This window comes from Clostridium subterminale, assembly GCF_039521425.1.
GTDB lineage: Bacteria > Bacillota > Clostridia > Clostridiales > Clostridiaceae > Clostridium_J > Clostridium_J subterminale.
In genome coordinates, this window is record NZ_BAAACI010000006.1 from 455,868 (window position 1) to 481,213 (window position 25,346).

The following is a 25,346-nucleotide window of genomic DNA, read 5'->3' on the forward strand; positions in this document are numbered from 1 at the left end:
AATTTCACTCCAAATTTTATATTTGGTTAAGTGAAACTTAAGTGAATATCTAAATCTATGATTTAATCATGTGAACTTACTCCTTAGAGCGTATGTGAAAAGGAGTTTCCTCGAGAGCAAAGCGAAAAGTTGCTTTAGCAACATGACTCTAAATCTATGATTTAGCGAAGTAGATAAAATTAAGTAGTATAAGAGGAGGAGAAAAGAATGAATGTTTTAATTGGAGGAGCATGGCCATATGCCAATGGCTCATTGCACATAGGGCATATTGCAGCACTATTGCCAGGAGATGTTATAGCTAGGTACTATAGAGCAAAAGGGGATGATGTACTATATATTTCGGGAAGTGATTGTCACGGAACACCTATTTCTATTAGAGCGAAAAAAGAAGGTGTCTTATCAGAAGTTATAGCTAATAGATATCATGAGGAATTTAAGTATTGTTTCAATAAGTTAAATTTCAGCTATGATTGTTATTCAAGAACTGATGATAATCAGCATAAAGAAGAAGTAAGAAGGATAATTACAACTTTATATGAAAAAGGATTAGTATATGAAAAAAAAGTAAAACAAGTTTACTGTGAGGAGTGTAAGCAATTTTTACCTGACAGATATGTAGAGGGAGGATGTCCACATTGTAATAGTATTGCAAGAGGAGATCAATGTGAAAATTGTTCAACGCTTTTAGATCCTTTAGAGCTAAAGGATCGACATTGTAAATTATGTGGTAGTAAGCCAGTAGTAAAATCTACTAAACAATTATACTTTGCATTATCTACTTTTGAAAAAGGACTTAGAAAACATTTAGAGAAGTCTAGAAAAAATTGGAGAATAAATGCAGTAAATAGTACAGAAAGATACTTAAATGAAGGCTTAAAGGATAGAGCTATTTCTAGGGACTTAGATATAGGGATAGATATACCAATTAAAGGGTTCGAAGATAAGAAAGTATATGTGTGGATTGATGCAGTATTAGGATATCTAACTGTAAGTGAGAAATGGGGAGAAGAAAATAATAAAAAGTGTAGCGATTATTGGAATAGTAGCAGTATTTCCTATTATATTCATGGAAAAGATAATATACCATTTCATACCATTATACTTCCAGCATTATTAAGAGGAACAGGACCAGAAAGAAATCCAGATAAGGTTATTTCTAGTGAATACGTGACTTTAGAAGGAAAGAAGATATCTACTAGTAATAATTGGGCAGTATGGATACCTGATATAGTAGAGAGATATAATAGCGATTTAATAAGATATTTCTTTATTGCAAATGGGCCTGAAAAAAGAGATAGTGACTTTTCATGGAGAGAGTTTATAAATAAAAATAATGGAGAGTTATTAGGAGCCTATGGAAATCTAGTTAATAGAACATTAGTATTTGCTAAGAAATATTTTAATAGTAATGTCCCAAAAGGAAAAGTGGAAGAATCAATTAAAGCTGATATAGAAGAATTATATAAAAGTACTGGAAAAAATATTGAAGAAGGAAATTTGAAAGTTGCTATAGAGAGAATATTTACTTTTATACGAAGTATAAATAAGTATTTTGATGAAGAAACTCCGTGGATCACTATAAAAGAAGATAATGAAAAGTGTGGCAACACTATTTATAATTGTTTATATGCCATTGTAAACATAGCAAATCTTCTAAATCCATTTTTGCCAGAATCCTCAGAGAGGATTAAAAGCTGGTTTTTTTGCAAAGAAAATAGATGGAGAGAGATTCAATTAAATTCAGGAGTAAATATAGGGGATTTTCATGTTTTATTTGAAAGATTAGATAAGAGTATTATTGATGAAGAATTAAGTAAATTAGAGAAAGATAGCAAAGATGTTAAATTGAATTAATTTCCATAAATAAAATATTTTAAAAATAAATTATATACTTGTGATATAATTGAGATATTAGTCAATTATTAAAGTTTAATGACACATTCTTTGTGTAAGAATGTGTCACTTATAATTTTTAAGAATCTTATATTTTATAGTTGGTAAATGGAGGATAAAATGGTTGATAAATATAAAGTGGTAACTCTTTGTGGAAGTACAAAGTTTAAGAATGATTTTATAAAAGCTCAAAAAGAATTAACTCTTCAGGGGAAAATTGTGATATCAGTAGGATTATTTGGTCATGCTGATGGGGAATTTGGAACTATAATTACGGATGAGGTGAAAATCATGCTGGATGATATTCATAAAAGAAAAATTGATATGGCAGATGGAATATTTGTTATAAATAAGGATGGATATATAGGTTCTAGCACAAGAAGTGAAATTGAATATGCAAAGCAACATGGTAAGGAAATAGTTTACTTAGAGCCAAATAATAGATAAATAATTACTGAGAATAATTAATAATTAAGTATAAGGGGTGGTTTTATGTTATCAGAAACGGTAGATAGCATTATATTTGATTTAGATGGGACTATGTGGGATTCATCAGATGCAATTGTGGAAATATGGAATGAAGCCATAAGGGAATTTAAAGACATAGATAAGTCTATCACTAAGGAAGAGTTAAAAGCGGTAGTAGGAGTACCAGTTATAGAGATAGTGAAAACACTTTTTCCGTATTTAAAAGAAGAAAGAGCTATTGAATTTATGAATTATTGTTGTAAGAAGGAAAATGAGTATTTACCTATTAGAGGAGGTATACTTTTTTCGGAGTTAGAAGAAACCTTAAAGAAGCTTTCACAGAAATATAAGTTGTTTATAGTTAGCAACTGTCACCATGGTTATATAGAAGCTTTTTTTCATGCTCATAACATGAAAAAGTATTTTATAGATTTTGAACATCCAGGAAGAACGGGACTTACAAAGGGTGAAAATATAAAACTCATAATTAATAGAAATAATTTAAAGAATCCCATGTATGTTGGAGATACACAAGGTGATAGAAATGCAGCTAGGATAGCAGGAATCCCTTTTGTATATGCAGCTTATGGATTTGGAAAAGTAGAAGATTATGATTATAAGATAGGTAAGTTTCCAGAATTAATAGATATTTATTTTAGATAGTAAAAAATATATAATCCCAATGAAGATATAGAAGTTCTTAATTGGGATTAACTTTTTATATAATGTTCTAATTAGTTGAATTTTTATTTATATTCAGGCATACAATAATTCCGATGGACATACAGATTAGTATGAGTAAAGAGGATATCTCAGTAGATACAATATCAGAGGTGCTTATTAGAGTTAATAATTTCGATTGAATATTAACATCAAATCCTAAAAGCATAGAAATAGATGAGACAATGGTAACTATTAGAGATAATACAGATAAACCGCAGATTATTCCGGTAATTATACGAATTAACTTTTCTTTTCTTTTCATGTAACGATTATTTAGATAAATTTAAATTATTATCTAAAATCCTCCTTGCCTTTAGTTGTAAAATAATTATAACATTTTTTAAAACAATATTAAACCTATGAATATAATATAAGTAATTATACTAAAATGGGGAGTGAAATATGGATTATATAGTAGTGTTAGAAAGACTTATAGTAGGCGTTATAGTAGGTGGTCTTGTTGGATATGAAAGGGAATTCAAAAATAGTCCAGCAGGATTTAGAACCCACATATTAGTATGCTTAGGAGCTACAATTATTTCTTTAATAACAGAGTATGATATACAAAAAATGATGATTATAGCTCAAAATCCTATGTATGCAGAAGTTATAAAAGTTGATATAGCTAGATTAGGAGCTCAGGTCGTAAGTGGTGTGGGATTTTTAGGTGCAGGTACTATCTTAAGGGATAAAGGATCAGTACGAGGTTTAACTACTGCTGCAACTCTTTGGACAGTAGCATGTTTAGGTTTAGCTGTAGGAAGAGGACTTTTTGCATTGTCTTTGACAGGAGCTTTCATTGTATTTATAATACTAAGTTTATTTAAAAAAGCTGATAGAGTTATACAAAAAGATACAAAGTGGAGAATAAGGTTTATGAAAAAAGAAAAAGAAGATGAAGTTGATGAAGATTATAATATTACTGAAGGAAAAAATAGTGAGGATGTTATAACTTTATACGAGAAAGCAAATGAGCCAATAAGTAGAGATTAGTCTCTACTTATTGGCTTTATAATATTAGTATTAACAACCATAAATAGTATTACACCAGCTTTCATCTGGTTTACTACCAGACATAAGTTCCTCTGCAACCCAAGTATTATTTTTTCATCATAAAACATGTATACTACCTAACGGTTATACCTTTATCAAAGGCAGAATTGAATTTATGAATTAAAAGATGTGTTATAGAAAATAAAAGCTGTCAATTTAATTATTTTTAGATTATATAATGTAAAAATAATTTACTATTTTTACATAAAATAGGATAAATGTGATATAATTTATATTAATACAAAACTGATAAGATAGTCAGGATATGATTTTGTGTTTAATATAAAAAATTATGTTTATCTAAATATTTGAATTACCCAATAACTTTATGGAGGCCAAAATATGAAAAAAGCTGCAATTTTAACCATAAGCGATAAAGGCTCTAAGGGACAACGTATAGATGAAACAGGACAAGTATTAAAGGAGTATTTAGAAAAAAATAAATATATAGTCCATTATTATAAAGTTATACCAGATGAAGTTGAAGATATAAAAAAAGAGCTTATATATATATGTGATGAATTAACTATACCTTTGGTAATAACTAATGGAGGAACTGGATTTTCAAAGAGGGATGTCACTCCAGAAGTAACTTTACAAGTTATAGAAAAGCATGTACCTGGTATTGGAGAATTTATGAGAATGAAGTCTATGGAAATTACACCAAGAGCTATGCTGTCTAGGGGAATTGCAGGTATCAGAAAGAATTCTTTAATTATAAATCTACCAGGCAGTCCTAGAGGTGCTAAAGAAAATATAGAATTTATTTTACCATCTTTAGATCATGGACTAAAGATTTTATCTGGAGAAACTTCAGAATGTGCTAGGAGTGGAGTTGATTTATAGGAAGTATAAAAGGGAGGAGTATTTATGGAAGATTCCCATGGACGTAACATAAATTATTTGAGGGTTTCTCTTACGGATAAATGCAATTTGAGATGTACGTATTGTATGCCAGAAGGAAAGTGTAATCAAAATTTTGTTAGTTCAAAAATGTCTATAGAAGAGATAGAATTAATTATTAGAATATTCGCTGAAATTGGAGTAGAAAAAGTTCGATTTACAGGTGGCGAACCATTAATAGTAGAAAATATTTCAAAGATTATATATAATACATCGCAGATTAAGGGCATTAAAGATATATCATTAACTACTAATGGAGTGTTTTTAGAGGATAAAGTAAAAGAATTAAAGAAAGCTGGATTGAATAGAGTAAATATAAGTATGGACACATTAAAACAAGATAAATATCAAGCTATAACAGGAAAACCATATCTTAAAAAGGTGCAGAGTGGTATTGTAGAATGTTTAAATGAGGGAATTGTTCCAGTAAAAATAAATGTGGTATTAATGAAGGATATCAACTTCGATGAAGTGGATGAATTTATTAGAATGACAGAAGAAATCCCTGTAGATATACGATTTATAGAATTGATGCCTATAGGAGCAGGTATAGAGCTATTTCAAAATCATTTTATATCTTCTAAGGATATAATAGCATCACATCCTAATCTTATACCTCAAGATCATGGAATATCTTCAACAGCGGAGCTTTATAAAACTAATAAAGGTAAAGGCAATGTTGGATTTATTACACCTCTAAGTTGTAAGTTTTGTGATGAGTGCAATAGAGTTAGGTTAACTAATGAAGGAAGTATTAAACCTTGTTTACATGGTGAAGAAGAGACTAATATATTATCAGATATACGAGAGTTATTAAGAAAATACAGTTCGCTGAATGCAAGCTTTAAAGAAACTTTAGACTATAAACGAGTTAAGAATAAAATTTTAAATACAATGTACGAAAAGCCATTAGAACACAGTTTATCTAAGGATGGAAAAAGCAAAGCTAATAAAAGTATGTTTCAAATAGGAGGATAACTTATGATTAAAGATAGTCAAATTGATGGAAGGTTTACACATATAAATCGGCAAGGTAGAGCTAAAATGGTAGATGTTAGTGAAAAAAAAAAGACTGTTAGAGAAGCAATCGCTTGCGGATCTATTTATATGAAGAAATCTACTTTAGAGAAAATAGATAAAGGAGAAATTATAAAAGGGGATGTACTTTCAGTAGCTCAAGTTGGTGGGATTATGGGTGCAAAGAAAACAGCCGATATAATTCCTATGTGCCATCAAATCATGATGACAGGATGTGATATTACCTTTCAGCTAGATTATGAGAAAAGTAAGGTAGACATAATAGTTACAACTAAAACAATAGGGGAAACGGGAATAGAAATGGAAGCTTTAACAGCAGTATCTATAACCGCATTAACTATATATGATATGTGTAAGGCACTAGATAAATCAATGGTTATAAGTGATATTAGGCTACTTAGAAAGATTGGTGGGAAATCTGGAGAGATTAATAATTTTTAAAGTTAGGAGAATATGGCTATGGCAAAGGTTATTAGTATAAATATCAGTAAGGAGAAGGGTGTCATAAAAACACCCATAGAAAGAGGATTCTTTAATGTAGACTTTGGATTAAAAGGAGATGCTCATGGTGGAAATTGGCATAGACAAGTTAGCTTGCTAGGAGATGAAAGTATAGATAAGCTTAGAGGAAAAGTAAGTAAGGAACTTGTGCCAGGAATATTTGCAGAAAATATAACCACAGAAGGAATAACTTTATATGAACTACCTATAGGAACAAAGCTTTCCATAGGAGAAGTTATTATGGAGGTGACACAGATTGGGAAAGAATGTAACAAGGACTGTGAAATAATGAAGACCACAGGGGAATGTGTTATGCCTAGAGAAGGAATTTTTGCTATAGTATTAGAAGAAGGATGGATAGAATCTGGAGATGAGATTTCTGTAATCAAGTATTGGAAAGATTGATTGTAAAATTGATGGTTTTGGAGCTATGAGTTTAAAATCTGAATTCTTTAAAAAGATATAAATTACAATTAACACTACAAAAAGGAAACTTACATGAATTATATGTAGTTCATGTAAGTTTTCTTTTCTTATTTTAACCTAAACTCTAAGGTAACAGGATTATGATCAGAGTATTTAAAATCTTGATCAGTACCTTTAGTAGAAACAACTTCAATATTATCAGATACTAGAAAACCATCAATAATGGAAGTTAGATTTTCACCCTTAATATAAGGAGTAGCCACAGTTCTAGAAGTAGCTACGGTAGAGTCATAGGCCCAAGAGTATCCTTTAGGAACAAAATCTTCGGGAATATCTTGTAACCAATCAGGCCATTCTTCAGTAGTAGGAAAATTAAAGGCATTAGTACCTGGAATTTGTTGGTTCCAATCGCCACCTATGATTACATAGTTCCCTTTTAAATATTCTTCTTCTAAAATAGATTTAATATATCCAAGTTGTACTTTACGTATAGCACCACCTTTGTCATAGGCAGAAAGATGAGCATTTATAGCAACTAACTCCTTACCATTATCTACGGTAAATCTGTTTATTACCATAGATCTATCTAAATCAGCTAATTGAACAAAGAATGAAGACTTACCAGGCAAATCATGTCTAGTAGCAGATTCTATGTTGAATTTAGAAAGTGTTGTAAGTCCAGCAAGAACTTGTCCATGAGGCTTAAATAGAGGTATAGGCACCCATGGAACTTTAAAGTTTATAGCAAAGTTTGTACTATAATCACTAAAACTTTTCTTGATTCTTTCTAGCTGATTAATTTTGTAGCTCCTAGTAGCTTTTACGTCTACTTCTTGTAAAAATACTATGTCAGAATTTAAATCTTTAATTATACTTTCTATACCATCTAGATTTTGTAAAACCTTTTCTTCACTTGCTCCTCTAGACATAACTCCACCATCCATAAAGAAATCCACTGTATCGTCCATAGTACCATATCCGATATTAAAGGTAGTTATACTTAGAGATGAATTAGCTTTAATAATTTCATCTTTGTTATTTTCTATATCAATAACGATTTTTTCTTTGGGTTTATAATCAGCAACTATCATAAAACTTATATATGCAGCAACTATAACTACAAGGGTTAAAATTATAGATATTGATACTTTAAATATCTTTTTTCCCATATAAGCCTCCTTAAAATAAATAACTTACTATTATTTTAACATGAAAACTATAGATAGAGTAAAATTTAATTTATAATAAAAACTTATTTATAGAATTGTCTATGGCTACTTCTGAGAATACAATATTAGTATTAGTTATTGCATAGGGAGATACTTCATTAATAAATTCTTCAATCTCACTTAAATCTTTAACTGAAAGCTTAACTAGAAAGCAACCATCTCCAGCAATTCTATAACACCATTCACTACGGTTATAGGTTTTTATGAAATTTTTAAATTTTTCATATTCACCATTTCTCATGGTAACTTTTATTATACAATCAATAGATATTCCAAGCTTCTTTTTATTTATGGAAATAGTGTAGCCTTCTATGACTCCGTTATCTTCAAGCCTTTTTACTCTCTCTGTGACAGAGGGGGGAGATAGATTAATTCTTTTTGATAATTCTCTTATGGATAATCTACTATTTTTTTCTAATTCAGATAGAATCGTTACATCAATTTCATCAAATTTCATTTGAAATGTTTTCTCCTTTTTATTATTGTATATAATATATACTTAACTTTTATTATATATCATATGAAATACAAAATCCACTTTTACCTATATATAATATGTAGTAGATAAAACTTGATTAATAAAGGAGAATTAATATGGCAAAAATAAATTTTTCAAATGAAGGAACAACACCCTTTGAACAATTACTTGGATATAATAAGGAAATCATGAAAAGTTGGAGTAACCTAGAGATAGATTTTTTACAATCTACCACCTTTGATTATAAGTTAAAAGAAGAGGTAAGACGAACTCTTGCCCATAACAATGGATGCAAATACTGTATGGCAAAGGGAAAGCCTTCAGAAGATATAGAAGATAGAAAGATAATAATGGCAACTAAGGTTGCAGATATGATTTCAAAGAATATATCTTTATCAGAGGGGACTTTTAGAGATTTAAATGAATTATTTAGTGCGAAAGAAATCTCTGAGCTATTTGCTCTAATTTGCTTTTTTACAGCATCACAGAAGTTTGGGTTCTTACTTGATTTAGAACCTAGTTGCTTAATATAGATTTAGAGTGAATACCTCAAAACAATTTCAATCTCAATATTTTACAAAGATTAGAGAATTATTTTGATTAGCCCTGACTTAGGAGGTTAGTTGAAAATATTAACAATATTTATTAATACTTAAATAGATTATTTCAATGGAAATAACCTTCAAATATTCATAAACAAAGGAACTTTTTAAAATGTTAAAAAGTTTTCTAGAGGACTATTTAAAATTAAAAAAAGTTAAATATTTATCTATATAAATATTTATATATTTTCATAGATAAAATTCTGATAAAGTTGAAATGACTGAAGAAACGGTGGCTTAAGCACTATATAGCTAGAATCACGGTATATATTATATAAATCATATTGAATAATCCCTTAGGGACTAGTCAAGAAAAAGTTTATATTGTAAAATAAATGTCTAGTTTTAATAAATTTTTATTTTATTGTATAATTAGAAGTAAAGTTCAAAGAATTAAATGAGATTATAGTATAAGAAAAGTTATTAATTAGTATAAAACAAGTAAGGTGTGAGAGAAGTGGCTAAAGTTATTATTGCGGAAAAGCCATCCGTAGCAAAAAATATTGCAGAAGCTTTAAATATAAAAACTAGAAAAGATGGATACTTTGAGGGTGAAGATTATTTAGTTACATGGGCATTTGGTCACTTGCTACAACTATATGATGCTAAGGATTATGATGAGAGTATGAAGGGATGGGAATTTTCTAAATTTCCATTTATACCTGGTAAGTTTAAATACAAGATAAAGAGCGACTCCATTAATAGAAATATCGCGGATAAGGGGGCTGAGAAGCAACTTAGTATTATTAAATCTCTTATAGATAGAGAAAATGTAGATGGAATAATATCTGCTACAGACTTTGATAGAGAAGGGCAGGTAATAGCAGATGAGCTATTTATATATTTCAACGAAGAAAAACCTGTATATAGACTTCTTTTAAATGAGTGGACTCCAGATGAAGTTAAAAAAGGTATGGAAGCTTTAAAGCCTAATGAAGAAATGAAGTCCTTACAAGATGCTGGAATAGGAAGGCAATGGGCAGATTGGGTTATAGGAATAAACCTTACCTCTGTAGCAACTTTAAGATATAAATTTGAGGATGTTAAGATGCTAAACATAGGAAGAGTATTATTACCAACCTTAAAGATAATCTACGATAGAGATAAGGAAATTGAAAACTTTGTGGCTACAACTTATTATAAATTATCAGCTACCTTTAAGACTAAGAAAAATGAAGAGTATGAAGGAATATATTATGAGAATGATTCAGAGAAATTTGAAGAGAAATCTTACTTAAATAATATAGGAAAATTACTACAAGATAAAGCTACAGAGATAGTTGATAAGCAAACAGAGAAGAAAAGGGAATATCCACCTTATCTATTTAATTTATCAAATCTTCAAGGTCATGTTACTAGTAAATTTAAAGGATGGACTTCAGACAAGGTTTTAAAGGTAGCACAATCTCTATATGAGAAAAAGTTTATTACCTATCCTAGAACTGCTAGTGTTGTGCTAGAAGAAAGCTTAGAGGATAGAACTAGAAAGGTTTTAGAGAGTCTTAAAAAGGGACTGCCTTATGAAAATCAAATAAAGTTTACTAAAACTAAAAGAGTCTTTGATAATTCTAAGGTAGAAAGCCATAGTGCTATAGTTCCTACTTATATAAAACCAAGCAATCTTAGTGCCGATGAAGCCATTGTTTATAATGCAGTGAAAAATAGATTTATAATGCAATTTATGCCTATAGCTGAATTTGAGGAAACAAAAATTACTGCTAAGGTCTATGATGAAAATATAAAGGGTGTATTTATTTCAAAGGGTAAAGTTCAAATTGTTGAAGGCTGGCGTGTTGTAGAAAAGATAGAAACTAAGGATACTATCCTTCCATTAGTGATGGAAAATGAGATAGTAGACGTTGTAGGAAATAAGGTTAATACGGTGACAAAGAAGCCACCTAAAAATCATACAGAAAAAACCCTGCTAAGAGTTATGGAAACCTGTGGTAAGAGTTTGGGGAAAGAAGAAAATAATGATGAGGATGAAAACTCTACAGAAGATAATTTAGAGGAAACTTCAGAAGAATTAATGAAATCTATATTAAGTGGTTTTAGTATTGGAACACCAGCTACTAGAGCAGAAACAATTAAAAAGCTTAAAGATATAGGGTATATTACTACTAAGGGAAAAAACTTAACTTGCACAGAGTTAGGTAGTACAATGGTAGAGATGTTTCCCGTTAGAGATTTATTTGACTTGGAATACACAGGTAAGCTAGAAAAAACTCTATCAGATATAGAAAAGGGTACTGTAGAAAAAGACGTATTTATAAAGCATATTTGTGACTTTACTAGTGAATCTGTTGAGATTATAAAAAAGGATACATCTATGCTATCTAAAATAAAGGTTGAACTGCCACCAGGTGCTACTAGTTTGGGAAGTTGTCCTATATGCGGAAATCCTGTAGTAGAAAGTGAAAAAAGTTTTGGCTGTAGTAATTGGAAGAATGGTTGCAAATTCACCATCTGGAAGAATGATAAGTACATTGAATCCTATGGAAAGAAAGTAACAAAAGATATGGTGGAAATACTTCTTAAAAATGGTAAGGTAGGCTTTAGAAATTTAAGAAGTAAAAAAGGAAATACCTTTGCTGCCTATTTTAGATATGAGAAAAATGAAGAAACTGGTTACTCTAATTGGAAGATGGAATTTATTTAAAAATTAAATAAGGAATAGAGAAATTTGTAGGCTTTTGGAAAAGTGATCCAATTTTAAATTAATGTTGAGTCTTCACTTATATTATTACCGTTCAGTCGGTTTGAAATAAAGTGCAAACTCAATATTGGGTAAAAATTAGTGAAATATTTTTTGAAAGCCCTTTTACAATGAATACAAATATAATATCTATTATCAATTGATAATACATTGTATGAGTAAATTATTGAGAAAACTCACAAAGTCAAAATAACAACGTATTATAATAATATATTTTATTATTAATTATAAAATTAAAGTCAATTGATAATGGAGGAAGTTTATGGAAGAAAGAACAAGCATAGGTGTAGAAGTTAGTAAAAACACAATTGTAGTCAATACTATTTTGGGAGCAATTAAGGTGATAGCTGGCATTGTAGCTAGTAGTAATGCCATGATTGCAGATGGTATTCATTCTTTTTCTGACGTAATTACTACTATAGGAGTAATAATAGGATTAAAACTTTCTAATAAACCAGAAGACAAATGTCATCCTTATGGCCACGAGAAATTCGAAAGTATGTCTTCTCTTTTCCTAGCTATAATGCTCTTTGGAGTTGCCATAGTTATAGGATATTCAGGAGTTAGAAATATTGTTGTAGGACAAATCAAAAATCCTGGAGTTCTTGCTGTTTGGGCTGCTATATTATCTATTGTAGTTAAAGAATGGATGTATTTTTATACTATGAAATATGCGAATAAGATAAATAGCTCTTCCTTAAAGGCAGATGCTTGGCATCATAGATCTGACTCTTTTTCATCTATTGGAGCTTTAATTGGAATAGTTGGAGCAAGAATGGGATTGCCAGTTTTAGATTCGGTAGCTGCTATAATTATTTGCATTGTAATTATGAAGGTAGCCTATGAGGTATTAAAACAAAGTATAAACCAATTAATAGATGCTTCGGCAGATGAAAAAATTATAAGTGATATCAATGAAAGGATTCATATAATTGAGGGAATAAGACATATTGACAGTATAAAGACTAGACAACATGCTAATAGGATATATGTAGATGTAGAGGTATCTGTAGATTCAAAGCTTACAGTGAAGGAAGGTCACGACATAGCAATGAATATACATGAAGGTGTAGAAGAAAATGAATATGTGAAGCACTGTATGGTTCATATTAAACCTTATGAATAAAAACTAGCATAAACATTAATTAAATCACTAATAGATTAAACTTAAATCAATGTATAACGTAGAAATGCTCTAAGCGATATAAAGTTATATTGCTTAGAGTATTTCATTAGTAAGGGGTTATATTAGTTACATTCTATTTAAGTTCAAAAGATTCACAGTCAGTACATTCAACTACTGTAGGATTTTGTTCATGAGTTCCTACCTTAATTTGGTTTAATGTACAGTAACTTTCGTTAGAGTTGTTGTACTTGCAACTATTAATTGTACATTTAATAGATTCATTTTTTTCCATTTCAATTCACTCCTTAAAATTTTATATTGTATTAACTACAAAATTAGTATGGCTCTAATAGTTATAATTATTCATTGTAAGTTTTTTTAAAACTATAAAAAATTACTTTGTAAAGTAGTTAGAACCAAATTGTGAACGAGAGAATTCTATGAAGTAACCTTGAGGATGTTGGCATACAGGACAAGCTTTAGAAGCCTCTTTTCCTTCATAGATATATCCACAATTAGTACAAAACCATTGAATTGATTCATCACGTCTAAATAAGGTTTCTTCTTCTAGTTGCTTGGCAAAGTAATTAAATCTATCTCCATGGATTTTTTCTACAGAAGCTATGTTACCAAATAATGTAGAAATAGCATTAAATCCTTCTTCCTTAGCAATTTTTGAAAAATTACTATAAACATCATCATATTCTTCGTACTCATTGTGATGAGCAGCTTTTAAAAGTTTGGCAGTTGAATCATATAAGTCTACGGGGTATGCACCATTTCCTATTTCAATATTATTTCCAGCCTCTTCTTTTAGTCTTTGATAGAATTGGTTAGCGTGAGCCATTTCTTGATTTGCAGTATAATTAAATACTTGCTCAACTATATAAAGACCCTCTTTTTTTGCAACACTTGCAGCAATGGTATATCTATTTCTCGCTTGACTTTCACCAGCAAAGGATCTCATTAGATTAACGCGGGTTTCACTATCTTTAAAATTCATTTCTATTACCTCCAAATTTTTAAATCTTATTATTAAGTTCCCAAAAACAAAGTAATTTTATTCATAACTTTTAAAAGTAGATTAAAGCAATAGTTAAATTGATACGAGAAAATTGATGGAGCTATATTATATAAATTGAAATAATATGTACTAAGAATCTAATAAAGATAAAATGAGTATGAGGTAGAATTAAATGTTAATACAGTAGGTACATGTAGATTACTTCAATTTATAGACATTGATTTAAAATAGAGTGAAAGATATAATAAATCTATCTGTGGTTTTATATTTTCATAGCCCATGAAAATATGAAAAATTTACTACTGGGGGGACAAAAGTAGTAATTAAAGATTTCAGGGAAGGTAGGAATAATATGAAATTAAGTATTATTAAAAGGGATTCAAGAGTCAAAGACTTTGATATGGAGAGAATACATATAGCTATTAAAAAGGCTTATGAAGAAGTCCATGGTAATGATGTTGTGTTTAAGTGTCATTGGAGTGACTTAGAAACTAGCATAGAAAAAACTATTTTAGAGTTAGGAAAAGAAGAGTTGTTAATTGAAGAAATTCAAGATATAGTCGTTAAGGCTTTAAATAATAAAGATAAAACTGTATCAAAGGCTTATGAAGATTATCGTGAAAAGCGTAGAATTGCAAGAGATACGAATGGAGATACATATAAAAAATTAGATAAGGTACTTCAATGTTCTGATATTATGAACTCCAATGCTAATGTGGACGAGCACAGTTTTGGTGGTCGTAAATTTGAAAGTGCAAATGTGATATTAAAAAGATATACCTTAGATAAGGTGATAAAACCTGAAATAGCGAAGGCACATATAGAAAATAGATTATACATTCATGACTTAGATAGCTATGCTACAGGAATGCATAATTGTAGTTTTCCGGATATAAAGAAATTAGTTAACAATGGATTTATTACTAGAAATGGCGATGTAAGAGGAGCTAATGGATTATCTACAGCATTTCAATTAGTAGCAGTAATATTTCAAATACAAAGTCAAGAGCAATTTGGAGGTACAGGAAGCTGTCACATAGATTATGATTTAGAAGAGCAGGTAGATATATCTTTCAAAAAGCATTTTTCTGATGCACTTTTTTATTTTGAAGATAAAGAAGTAAGTTGGAGAGAGTTAGATGCTGAAATTTGCGTGGAAAATAAAGAAGAGCTAAAGAAAAAATACTCTAAGCTAACAGCCTTTGCATTAAGAGAGTTAGATAGAGAGGGTATGCAATCAGCACAAGGTTTATACCATAATCTAAATACACTAGAATCAAGACCAGGGTCTCAAGTTCCATTTACATCTATAAATTTAGGAAGAAGAACTACAGTGGCTGGTAGAATGCTTACTAGATGGCTTATGCTTGCTAGTATAGATGGAATAGGAAAACATCATAAAACAAGTATATTCCCAATAGCTATATTCCAATACAAAAAAGGGGTGAACGATACAGAGGAAACTCCAAACTATGACTTAAAGAAGTTAGCTATAGAATCTATGTCTAAAAGAATATATCCTAACTGGGTAAATTGTGATTGGAGCAAGAATGTAGAAGACTTAAGTAACCCAGATACAGCTATGGCAACTATGGGATGTAGAACTTTAGTTGGATTTGATAGACATGGTATGGGATATTCAAAGGTAGGAAGAGGAAATGTTACTCCAGTAACAATTAATTTAGTCAAAATAGGTATAAAACATGGAATATGTTTAGGCGAAAGAGAAGAAGCTGATCTTGAAGGTTTCTGGAATGAACTTAATGAGCTTTTAGAACTTTCAGCTACAGCTTTAGTAGATAGATTTAAATACATATGTTCACAAAGTGCTAAATCAGCTCCTTTTATGTATAGAAATAAAAGTATGTTAGGTGGAGAATATGATTCAGACACTTGCATTTATGATGTAATGAAACATGGAAGCCAAGCTATAGGATATGCAGGTATTGCGGAAATGTGCCAAGCTCTATTTGGAAAAGATCATGGTGATGATAAAGATGTTCATAAGTTTGCTTTATCAGTGGTAGAAAGAATTTCAAAGTTTGCAGAGGAAGCTTCAGAAAGATATGATTTAAACTTTGGTTGTTATGCAGCACCAATTGAGTCTACTTGTGGAACTATAATAACCGGAAATAGAGAAATTAAAGGATTACGAGATGAATTTGGAATTATAAAGAATGTAACTGACAGAGAGTGGATAACTAATTCACATCATATACCGGTTTGGAAAAATGTGGATGTATTTACTAAGTTACAACTTGAGGCTCCATTTACTCAGTATCCTACTTCTGGATGTATAACTTATGTAGAGTTAGATAGTTCTGTAGTAGAAAATCCTAAAGCAATAGAGCAAATCATAGATTATGCCTTTAGCTTAGATATTCCTTACTTAGCATTTAACTTCCCTATAGATACTTGCTTAAAGTGTGGATATCAGGGAGAATTTAATGATAGATGTCCAATTTGTGATAGTGAAGAAATAGAGCAACTTAGAAGAGTTACAGGATATTTAACTACAGATTATCGTAACTTTAATAAGGCTAAACAAGCTGAAGTTAAAGAAAGATTTAAGCATAGTACTATAACTAAGCTATAGGAAGGAAAATAAAAGTGATTGATACTATAAGATTAATAGGATATAATCCTTGTTCTTTAAATGAAGGAATAGGTCTTAGGGAAGTATGTTATATAGCAGAGTGTACTCATAAATGTCACGGATGTCATAACGAAAAGTATTGGTATGAAAAAGGGGATTTATATAAAATAGATGAGGTTGTAGATAAGCTTACAAAAAATCCAATTACAGATATAACTATAAGTGGTGGAGATGGGTTAACTGTTCAATACAAAAACACATTAGAACTACTTAAGAGAATAAAAGAAAAATCTAATAAGAATATATGGTTATATACAGGATATACTTGGGAGCAATTATTTCAATTAAACAAATCGGAAGTTTTAAATTATGTAGATGTAATGGTAGATGGAAGATTTGAAATAGATGAAAGAGATGTAACTCTTAAATTTAGAGGAAGTAAATCTCAAAGAATTATAGATGTTAAAGAAAGCCTCAAGGAAAATAAGGTTAAAGAGTTTAAAGTTAATATAATGCATTAGGAAGAGGAGATATATAATGAGAACAAGAGGATTTGAAATAGTTATAAATGAAAAAAGAAAACATCCACAGGTAGATATACAGTTGCCAACAAGAGGTAGTAAGCATGCTATAGCTTATGATTTATATTCACCTATAGATGTTGTAATAGGGCCTATGGAGAAGCAGTTAATATGGACAGATGTAAAGTCATATTTTCAACCAGGAGAAGCTTTGATTATTAATGTTAGAAGTTCTATGGGAAGTCATCCAGTTTTAATGGCTAATGCTCAAGGGTGGGTAGAGTGTGACTATTATAATAATCCTAAGAATGATGGAAATTTGGGAATAAATCTTTTAAATCTAGGAAAAGAACCTTATATAATTAAAAAAGGTGATAGAATAGCTCAAGCTATGTTTATACCTTTTTTAGTAAGTGATAACTGTAATACTGAAGAGGAAAGAGTTGGAGGCTTTGGTAGTACAGGTAAATAATATGTTTCAATATGAGGTATTTATTACTTAAAACATGGGTATCATATTCTTAATCTTTTATTAATACTCATAAAGGTAGGGATATGGTAAATGAAAAGATCTATGATAACAGTGGTAAGTTGGAGTTTAATTATTTCAACTATGTCTATGGTATGTTTTTTTAATATTATTGAAAGAAAAGAAAATGAACCCTTTGTAGAAGCTACAGTAAATAACAATTTATTAATTAATAATAGAATCATTGAACATATGGGATTAGCAGAAGAGGCTTTAAAGGAGTTCGGTGCTACAAGTAGCGAAGAAGCTGCAAATCTTTGGGCAAAGGGAATTATGACTAGAAATGGAGTACTTCAATATTCTGTTATGAATAAGGAACTTCAGAAAGAATTTAAAAAACATCTTTCTAATGCAAATATTACATCATGGGTGACAGGGACTTCAAGTCCATGGATTACTAGCTATGAAATGATAGACGAAATTGATGTGAGTAGCAAGGTTAAATTGTATAAGATAAAATTTAACTTAGCTACTGAAGAGGGCCAGGAGAAGCCAGCATATAATACGTTAACTATAATGTACAATGATAATAAATGGGCTATTTCTAGTATAAGGTAGATTAACTTTATAGATAAATATATTATAAAGAAGTTCTTATTTATTGTAATATGTAAGAACTTCTTTTGCTCTTGTGTTTATTGTAGTAATTTAGATTTAAAAATAGTATAATTATGTTGCCTAAGTAATATTGATTATAATTTAGAACTTAGTTAAATTTATAGTGTAAATAAGGGGAAGATTATGAAAGTAAAGCTAAACTCCAGTATTGCTAAAAGAACCATATCTAACGTTATTGTAGTTTCAGTAGGCATTATACTATTTTTTACAATAAAAAATCTAAGTGGTATTTTTAATAAAGTAGGAGAAATTATTAATCTATTAATGCCATTTATATATGGTTTTTCTATAGCTTATTTATTAGCTATACCATTAAAGTTTTTAGAAGATAAGGTTCTTAACTTTATGGACAAGAAAAAGCAATATAAAGCAAAAAGATTTATTTCAATAACTATTACATATATAGTTGCAGCTATATTAATTAGTATTATATTTTCTATACTGATTCCAGAACTAAGTCGTAGTATATATACACTACTAGAAAATATACCAGGATACATTAGTGCTTTAGAAAAATATATAAATAACCTAGTTGTAACTTTAAATTTAGATGCTAATCTGGTGGAAGAGTTAGTAAAAGATTTTAGTAGTATATCTAAACATATAACAAGTATTGCAGGAACAGCAGTGTTAGATTTATTTCAATTCTCTGCTAACATTACACAATATATACTAAACATATTTATAGGAACCATTATATCTATTTACTTGTTAGCATCAAAAGAAAAGTTTTTTGCACAGATTAAAAAATTCTTATATGCTATATTACCAGAAAAGCCTGTAAAATATATAATAGAACTTACTAGGTCTAGTCATAAAACCTTTATAGGGTTCTTAGGTGGAAAGCTGTTAGATTCATTAATTATAGGTATAATATGCTTTGGAGGCATGAAGATATTTAAAATGCCATATCCACTGCTTGTGAGCTTTATCATAGGAATAACTAATATTGTTCCAGTATTTGGACCATTTATAGGAGCAATTCCTAGCGTCATAATTATATTTATTGCTAGTCCAATTGAGGCACTATGGTTTATATTATTTATTTTAGTACTTCAACAGTTTGATGGAAATATATTAGGACCTAAGATTTTAGGAAACTCCACAGGGTTAACTGCATTTTGGGTAATGTTTGCTATACTTCTAGGAAATGGATTATTTGGTTTTGTAGGAATGATATTAGGTGTTCCAACATTTGCTGTAATTTACTCAATTATAGTAAGTGTAGTTAACAATGCACTTAAGGAAAAGTGTTTGCCTGTAGAAACTAAGGAATACGCAGCTCCAGAAAATGAAATAAAATTTTAGATAATGTACAATATATATTGAGGTATAGGATAAATCTATAGCTCAATATATTTTAATATGTAAGTAGATTTATATTATAAATATGGATTTATTACATATATTGTATAAAATTATCTTTATTTTAAGATAATTTGATATAAAGCAACATATTTCAAAATAATTACAGATATTAATATTGTTAATAAAGGAAATATGATGTATAATTTAACTGAAAATATAAGAATGAGGTGTTAATTATGGATTTTATATCCTTTGAAGATGTTATAACGAAAATTCAAGGTGTAACTCATAGTAAAGTATTGTACAATGATGAAGAAGTAGAAGAGGTTCATATTATTGCTAATACTATAAGATCACCTAAACAAATTGTAAGAGACATCGAATCAGCACTTCTTGCAATATTTGATTATAGAATAGATAGAAAATTAATTAGTATAGCTCAAATAGATACTGGAGAAACAAAGTCTATAAAAAGAATTAGATATGAAGGTATTTCTTTAGAAGTTAAAGATAATAATGTAAGATGTGAAGTTAGATTGACTATGGATGATGATGTTTATATGTCTACAGAAACTGCAATTGGAACAAGTATTAATAGACGTAGAGTAGTAGCTAAAGCTACTGTATCAGCTGTAGAAGAAATGATTGGACAAGTCTATGCATTTGATGTAGAAGATATAGTTATAAATTCAATTCGAGATATATCCTATGTAACCGTTATTGTAAATATGATAAATGACATTGCAGAAGAGGTTCTAATAGGAACTGCCATTGTAAGAAATGATATGAATGAAGCAATAGCAAAGGCTACTCTTGATGCGATAAACAGAAGAATAGAAAAATAGTTAAACTGGTTTAATGGCCGATTATATTTATATTTTATTTAATTTTAATTTATTTATCTTTCCTTAGCGGAGTGGAAATTATGACAGATTTTTAGCGGATCTTTGTTAATTTGCATATAAGGGGGATTTTATAATGAAAAACATGAAAAAAGTTATGCCTGCTCTAGTAGCTTTACTAGCTTTAGCAATGGCTGGTGGATCAACTATTACTTGGGTATTCTAATAGTTAAAATAAGTAAATAATCGGCCTTAAATATATAACGGAGGAATAAGATGAATAGTATACCTTCAAAACAAAAAAGATTTTTTATTTTGATTTATATAGTCACTATAATCTCTTTTATAGTACCTATAATTGAAGGACAAATAAAGATACAAGTTAGTAATTATGCAAACATCATAGTATTTATAATTCTAACAGCAATTACAGAATCGTTTACTGTATATTTTAGAAATATGTCTTTTAGTACAAGTTTTGCTGTAACTATAGCATCTTATATATTATTTGGCCCTTTTCAATGCATTATAATATTAGTATTAGGATTTTTATTTAGAGTTATGAAAATAGATAACGGTAAATATAAACATATATTTAATACTCCCTTATATGGAACATTATTCAATTGTTGTGCATTAATATTACCAGTTGTAGCTGGGAGTTTTTTTTATAAGCTTTTAGGAGGACAATTTAGTCTAAGCTTTATATTTAGCAATATAGGGCCATTGATAGTATTTTGTTTTGCTTTCATAATAGTAAATAGTTTAATAATGTCTATATTAATGTCTATAGTTACAAATAAGAATATATTATTCTGTTTTATTGGGAATATAAGAATGGGAATATTAAATTCTGTAGTTATGATTCCGATAGGAATTTTGTTAGCACTAGTATTTATAAAGTATGGGTATTTAGGTATAGTATTCATAGCATTTCCATTATTATTAATTAGATATACTCTATTATTATATACAAGTTCAAAATCACAATTTATAGACACTGTAGAAGCCTTAATGAACGCCATTGATGCAAGGGATCAATATACAGAAGGACATTCTAGGAGAGTTGCAGAGATATCTGTAGCTATTGCAAAGGAATTGAAATATAATCAATGGAATATTGAACAATTAGGTATTGCAGCTATGCTTCATGATGTGGGTAAAATTGGAGTTAGTGATGCTATATTAAATAAACCAGGAAAATTAACAGATGAAGAGTTTGATGCAATAAAAGGGCATCCAGAGATAGGAATTAAAATAATTAAGGATATTAAAAATATTGACTATGTTTATCCTGTAGTTAGAAATCATCATGAAAGATATGATGGAAAAGGATATCCAGATGGTAAAAAGGGTGATGAATTACCTCTAAATGTTTATATAGTGCAGCTGGCAGATACGGTGGATGCTATGGCTTCTGATAGACCTTATAGGAAAGGACTTTCGGAAAGTGTTATTTTGGAGGAAATTAATAAGTATTCAGGTACTCAATTTCATCCGAAGGTGGCGGAAACTTATTTAAGGATTGTAGAAAAAAATGATGGAAAGTTGCCTTAATATAATAATTAAAAAATAAATTAACTTAAAAAGATTTCACATATGTGGGGGATAGCCATGTTCTTATTTTCAGTAATTCTTGGAGTTGTATTAGGATATTTATTAAAAGGAAATTTAGAAAACTTAAATAATCTAGAAATAAAAGGATGGTGGCTTATAGTCCTAGGGTTTTTAGTGGAATTTATAATGAAAGTTTTTCTTAAATCAGGGCACCTTCAAATTGGAAATTTAACCTATGTTTTAAATATAATAATGTATAGTTGCATAATGGCATTTATATATATCAATAGAAAATATAAGATGATTTTAGTGATTGGTTTAGGCTTTTTATTAAATATGGTAGTCATATTTGGAAATGGATGTGTTATGCCTATTAGCACGAAGGCTATGAATATATTAAATGTAAGTGGATCAGTTGAAACTAAAGGTCTATATTCTATTCTTAGTACAGAAACAAGGTTTAAATTTCTAGCAGATATAATACCATATAAGCTATGGAAATATGGTGGGATAGCTAGTATTGGAGATATCATATTAGCTATAGGTGTAATTGGTATTATAGTAAAGGGAATGAAGCTTAGAGTAGATTAAAAATAAGTATACATTGAAAATCATATATTTAATGTTTAGAGAACACCTTTGAGGTGTTTTTTACATATTACATAAAGTAATAAAATATAATTATTGAAGAATAAAATTATGTATAAGTTTATAATAGATTTAAGGGTAATTTGAGTTAGCCTTAAATAAGGAAGTGTATTGACTATAAATTAACAATAATATATATTTATACCAAGGGTTTAAAGGCTCTAAATAAAATTATACATAATTTAATTAAAAAATTGATAAGGGGTAGGAAATATGGCGTTAAAGGTAAATAATCTGGCTAAGAGCTATGGTGATAAATTGGTAGTTGATAATTTGAGTTTTTCCATAGAAGAGCCTGGAGTTTTCGGGCTATTAGGAACTAATGGAGCTGGAAAAACTACTACTATAAGAATGATGCTAGGTATGTTGAAAAAAGATAGTGGAACAATTACTTGGAATGAGAGTACCTATAATTCAAATAAAGTTTCAACAGGATACTTAGCGGAAGAACGTGGTATATATTCAAAATTTACTGTGTTAGATCAATTAATATATTTTGGAGAGTTAAAAGGAATGACTCGTAATGAGGCTCTAAAAAGTATTGATTTTTGGCTTGAAAGATTAGAGGCTACTGAATATAAAAATAAAAGAGCGGAGCAATTATCTAAGGGGAATCAGCAAAAGATACAATTTATTGCAGCCTTAATATCTAATCCAGAAGTACTAATTTTAGATGAACCTTTGAGTGGATTAGATCCAGTAAATACGGATTTATTTAAAGAGGTAATTAAGGAAGAAATATCAAGAGGTAAATATATAATAATGTCAAGTCACCAAATGAGTACTATAGAAGAATTTTGTGAGAATCTTGTTATACTTAATAAAGGCAAAACTGTGTTAAGTGGTAACTTAAAAGATATTAAAAAATCTTATGGAAGAAATCACTTAATTTTAAAATGTGATGGAGATGTAAAAGAACTGCTAGAAAAGTCTAATATGAAAATTTTGAATGCAAATCAAGATTATATAGAGTTAAGTGTTAGTAGTGAAGATGAAGCTACAAGTTTACTTAAAGAAATATTAAGTAGAGATATTCAAGTTATAAGATTTGAACTTAGAGAACCAACTCTTCATGAAATATTTATTGAAAAGGTAGGTGAGTAGAATGAATATGGATAATTTTTGGAAAGTTACTAAATTTACTGTAGCTCAACAAGTTAAAGGAAAGGCATTTAAGATTTCTACCACTATTATACTAATTGCGGTGCTTATATTAACATCATTAATAAACTTTATTCCTGCTATTTGGGGTAAGAATGATGATAGTAAAAAAACAGATAATGGTGGCAAAGAAATTGGAATAGAGACTGCCTATTATATGGATGATTCTGACCTAAAAGTAGATTTAGAGTCAGGTTTAAAAATAGCTTTTCCAAATTTGAATTTAAAGAAGGCTACAGAAAGTAGAGGGGCTATATTAGAAAAACTTAAAACTTCAGAAGATAAGATGGTTTTAGTATCCATTAGTAATGAAAGTGTAGGGTATTACGTGGAGGTAATTACACCAACTGGTGATGCTGTATCTTCAGAGGATGGACAAATACTAGCAGAAACTATATCTAGTGTTTTAAATAATAGTAGATTAATTAATGCTGGAGTATCACAAGAAGAGCTAGGGAAATTATCTACACCTATAAACACTCAAGTATTTACTGCTGGAGATGAGGAAGATACCTTAGAAGATATGATAGTAAAAATGGTATTTCCTATGGTAGCATGTATGCTATTATTCTATATAATTTATTTTTATGGATATTGGGTTGCCAGTTCTATAGTCGCAGAAAAAACTTCAAGAGTAATGGAATTATTACTTACTTCAACTAAACCAATGGAACTTGTTGTAGGTAAGTGTGTTGGTATGGGATTCTTAGCAATAACTCAGTTTGCATCTATATTACTAACTGCGTATATATCCTTTGTAGGAAGTGGAGCTATAGTTAAGAAATTTATAGATACTTCTGCAAATATATTTGATATATCAGCAGTGCTTGGAAAAATTCCAGTATTGCAAGTGATATTAATAATTTTATTCTTTATATTAGGATATGTACTATATGCTGTTATAAATGCTTTAGTTGGTGCAACCATAAGTAAGTTAGAAGATTTAAATACAGCTATAATGCCAGTATCATTTATTTCGATAATAGGTTTTTACTTAGCATATGCAGCAATAATGTCTCCAGACTCAGTGATAGCAAAAATTGCAACCTATGTACCGTTCGCAGCACCATTTTATATACCGTCCATGATTTTATCAGAGACTGTTGGAATAGTACAGATGGGAGTCTCATTATTAATATTAATAGCAACAATCGTAGTATTGACTCTATTTACAGCTAGAGTTTACTCTGTAGTAATACTTCATACAGGAAATAGACTTAAAATAAAAGATTTATTTACCATATTTAATAATGAAAAATAATATAGTGTAATTATAGATTTAAGGTTACCTAAGAATAAAATTTCGTAAAAATATTCTTAGGTAGCTTATTTATTATATGTGTCATAAATACATAGTTAGATTTTAAAAAAGTATTAAAATACTTA

General features: G+C 29.4%; 25 protein-coding genes and 1 pseudogene. 22 read left to right on the forward strand and 4 right to left on the reverse strand.

Annotated features, from left to right (window positions below; translation table 11 throughout):
• Positions 1–207: 207 nt before the first annotated feature.
• The 9 genes and pseudogenes from metG to ABDZ93_RS11110 form a co-directional block, all read left to right on the forward strand.
• On the forward strand, positions 208–1,854 hold the full coding sequence (metG, locus tag ABDZ93_RS11070; RefSeq protein ID WP_343826374.1) for a methionine--tRNA ligase: 1,647 nt from the start codon (positions 208–210) through the stop codon (positions 1,852–1,854).
• 159 nt (positions 1,855–2,013) lie between these two features.
• Positions 2,014–2,340, forward strand: coding sequence for a hypothetical protein (locus tag ABDZ93_RS11075; protein ID WP_343826376.1), 327 nt, complete (start codon positions 2,014–2,016; stop codon positions 2,338–2,340).
• 45 nt (positions 2,341–2,385) lie between these two features.
• The gene (locus ABDZ93_RS11080) at positions 2,386–3,024 is read left to right on the forward strand and encodes an HAD family hydrolase (protein WP_343826378.1); all 639 of its coding nucleotides are present in this window, start codon (positions 2,386–2,388) and stop codon (positions 3,022–3,024) included.
• Positions 3,025–3,486: 462 nt separating this feature from the next.
• Positions 3,487–4,077 carry an MgtC/SapB family protein gene (locus ABDZ93_RS11085; protein WP_343826380.1) on the forward strand — a complete coding sequence of 197 codons (591 nt, stop codon included), beginning with the start codon at positions 3,487–3,489 and terminating at the stop codon, positions 4,075–4,077.
• 402 nt (positions 4,078–4,479) lie between these two features.
• Positions 4,480–4,983: a MogA/MoaB family molybdenum cofactor biosynthesis protein gene (locus ABDZ93_RS11090; protein WP_343826382.1), complete on the forward strand. Its 504-nt coding sequence runs from the start codon at positions 4,480–4,482 to the stop codon at positions 4,981–4,983.
• A gap of 24 nt (positions 4,984–5,007) precedes the next feature.
• Positions 5,008–6,018 carry a GTP 3',8-cyclase MoaA gene (moaA, locus tag ABDZ93_RS11095; protein ID WP_343826384.1) on the forward strand — a complete coding sequence of 337 codons (1,011 nt, stop codon included), beginning with the start codon at positions 5,008–5,010 and terminating at the stop codon, positions 6,016–6,018.
• 3 nt (positions 6,019–6,021) lie between these two features.
• Positions 6,022–6,519 carry a cyclic pyranopterin monophosphate synthase MoaC gene (gene moaC / locus ABDZ93_RS11100; RefSeq protein WP_425544773.1) on the forward strand — a complete coding sequence of 166 codons (498 nt, stop codon included), beginning with the start codon at positions 6,022–6,024 and terminating at the stop codon, positions 6,517–6,519.
• 18 nt (positions 6,520–6,537) lie between these two features.
• A complete protein-coding gene (locus tag ABDZ93_RS11105; protein WP_343826386.1) occupies positions 6,538–6,984 on the forward strand; it encodes an MOSC domain-containing protein in 447 nt (148 codons plus the stop codon).
• Positions 6,980–7,045: pseudogene (locus ABDZ93_RS11110) on the forward strand (PhnA domain-containing protein); the annotation flags it as partial. The gene ABDZ93_RS11105 and the pseudogene ABDZ93_RS11110, both read left to right, overlap by 5 nt.
• Before the next feature lie 67 nt (positions 7,046–7,112).
• Here ABDZ93_RS11110 and ABDZ93_RS11115 read toward each other — a convergent pair.
• Together ABDZ93_RS11115 and ABDZ93_RS11120 are read right to left on the reverse strand one after the other, a co-directional pair.
• Positions 7,113–8,174 (reverse strand): endonuclease/exonuclease/phosphatase family protein, encoded by a 1,062-nt coding sequence (locus tag ABDZ93_RS11115; protein ID WP_343826388.1) that lies wholly within the window; start codon positions 8,172–8,174, stop codon positions 7,113–7,115.
• A gap of 70 nt (positions 8,175–8,244) precedes the next feature.
• Positions 8,245–8,691 (reverse strand): Lrp/AsnC family transcriptional regulator, encoded by a 447-nt coding sequence (locus tag ABDZ93_RS11120; RefSeq protein ID WP_343826390.1) that lies wholly within the window; start codon positions 8,689–8,691, stop codon positions 8,245–8,247.
• Between the two features lie 137 nt (positions 8,692–8,828).
• Here ABDZ93_RS11120 and ABDZ93_RS11125 point away from each other — a divergent pair, with 137 nt between their 5' ends.
• The 3 genes from ABDZ93_RS11125 to ABDZ93_RS11135 all read left to right on the forward strand — a co-directional run bounded on the left by ABDZ93_RS11125 (position 8,829) and on the right by ABDZ93_RS11135 (position 13,156).
• A complete protein-coding gene (locus ABDZ93_RS11125; RefSeq protein ID WP_343826391.1) occupies positions 8,829–9,245 on the forward strand; it encodes a carboxymuconolactone decarboxylase family protein in 417 nt (138 codons plus the stop codon).
• Positions 9,246–9,771: 526 nt separating this feature from the next.
• On the forward strand, positions 9,772–11,973 hold the full coding sequence (locus ABDZ93_RS11130; RefSeq protein WP_343826393.1) for a type IA DNA topoisomerase: 2,202 nt from the start codon (positions 9,772–9,774) through the stop codon (positions 11,971–11,973).
• A 319-nt stretch (positions 11,974–12,292) separates the two neighbouring features.
• Positions 12,293–13,156 (forward strand): cation diffusion facilitator family transporter, encoded by an 864-nt coding sequence (locus ABDZ93_RS11135; RefSeq protein WP_343826394.1) that lies wholly within the window; start codon positions 12,293–12,295, stop codon positions 13,154–13,156.
• A 133-nt stretch (positions 13,157–13,289) separates the two neighbouring features.
• On the opposite strand, the gene ABDZ93_RS11140 is transcribed toward ABDZ93_RS11135, so the two are convergent.
• Positions 13,290–13,448 (reverse strand): DUF1540 domain-containing protein, encoded by a 159-nt coding sequence (locus ABDZ93_RS11140; RefSeq protein WP_343826396.1) that lies wholly within the window; start codon positions 13,446–13,448, stop codon positions 13,290–13,292.
• Positions 13,449–13,550: 102 nt separating this feature from the next.
• A complete protein-coding gene (gene rbr, locus ABDZ93_RS11145; protein ID WP_343826399.1) occupies positions 13,551–14,159 on the reverse strand; it encodes a rubrerythrin in 609 nt (202 codons plus the stop codon).
• A 373-nt stretch (positions 14,160–14,532) separates the two neighbouring features.
• On the opposite strand from rbr, the gene nrdD reads away from it, so the two are divergent.
• From nrdD to ABDZ93_RS11195, 10 genes are all read left to right on the forward strand, one after another.
• On the forward strand, positions 14,533–16,776 hold the full coding sequence (gene nrdD / locus ABDZ93_RS11150; RefSeq protein WP_343826401.1) for an anaerobic ribonucleoside-triphosphate reductase: 2,244 nt from the start codon (positions 14,533–14,535) through the stop codon (positions 16,774–16,776).
• A 14-nt stretch (positions 16,777–16,790) separates the two neighbouring features.
• Positions 16,791–17,297 carry an anaerobic ribonucleoside-triphosphate reductase activating protein gene (gene nrdG / locus ABDZ93_RS11155; protein WP_343826403.1) on the forward strand — a complete coding sequence of 169 codons (507 nt, stop codon included), beginning with the start codon at positions 16,791–16,793 and terminating at the stop codon, positions 17,295–17,297.
• Between the two features lie 16 nt (positions 17,298–17,313).
• Positions 17,314–17,769: a dCTP deaminase/dUTPase family protein gene (locus tag ABDZ93_RS11160; RefSeq protein ID WP_343826405.1), complete on the forward strand. Its 456-nt coding sequence runs from the start codon at positions 17,314–17,316 to the stop codon at positions 17,767–17,769.
• A 90-nt stretch (positions 17,770–17,859) separates the two neighbouring features.
• Positions 17,860–18,384 (forward strand): hypothetical protein, encoded by a 525-nt coding sequence (locus ABDZ93_RS11165; RefSeq protein ID WP_343826407.1) that lies wholly within the window; start codon positions 17,860–17,862, stop codon positions 18,382–18,384.
• A gap of 183 nt (positions 18,385–18,567) precedes the next feature.
• A complete protein-coding gene (locus tag ABDZ93_RS11170) occupies positions 18,568–19,752 on the forward strand; it encodes an AI-2E family transporter (RefSeq protein WP_343826408.1) in 1,185 nt (394 codons plus the stop codon).
• A 236-nt stretch (positions 19,753–19,988) separates the two neighbouring features.
• On the forward strand, positions 19,989–20,597 hold the full coding sequence (locus ABDZ93_RS11175) for a hypothetical protein (protein ID WP_343826409.1): 609 nt from the start codon (positions 19,989–19,991) through the stop codon (positions 20,595–20,597).
• Positions 20,598–20,870: 273 nt separating this feature from the next.
• Positions 20,871–22,151: an HD domain-containing phosphohydrolase gene (locus ABDZ93_RS11180; protein WP_343826410.1), complete on the forward strand. Its 1,281-nt coding sequence runs from the start codon at positions 20,871–20,873 to the stop codon at positions 22,149–22,151.
• A 57-nt stretch (positions 22,152–22,208) separates the two neighbouring features.
• Positions 22,209–22,742 carry a DUF5317 family protein gene (locus ABDZ93_RS11185; RefSeq protein ID WP_343826411.1) on the forward strand — a complete coding sequence of 178 codons (534 nt, stop codon included), beginning with the start codon at positions 22,209–22,211 and terminating at the stop codon, positions 22,740–22,742.
• Between the two features lie 270 nt (positions 22,743–23,012).
• Positions 23,013–23,903: an ABC transporter ATP-binding protein gene (locus ABDZ93_RS11190; RefSeq protein ID WP_343826412.1), complete on the forward strand. Its 891-nt coding sequence runs from the start codon at positions 23,013–23,015 to the stop codon at positions 23,901–23,903.
• Position 23,904: 1 nt separating this feature from the next.
• Positions 23,905–25,221, forward strand: a complete 1,317-nt coding sequence (locus ABDZ93_RS11195; RefSeq protein WP_343826413.1) for an ABC transporter permease — start codon at positions 23,905–23,907, stop codon at positions 25,219–25,221.
• The last annotated feature ends 125 nt before the right edge of the window (positions 25,222–25,346 follow it).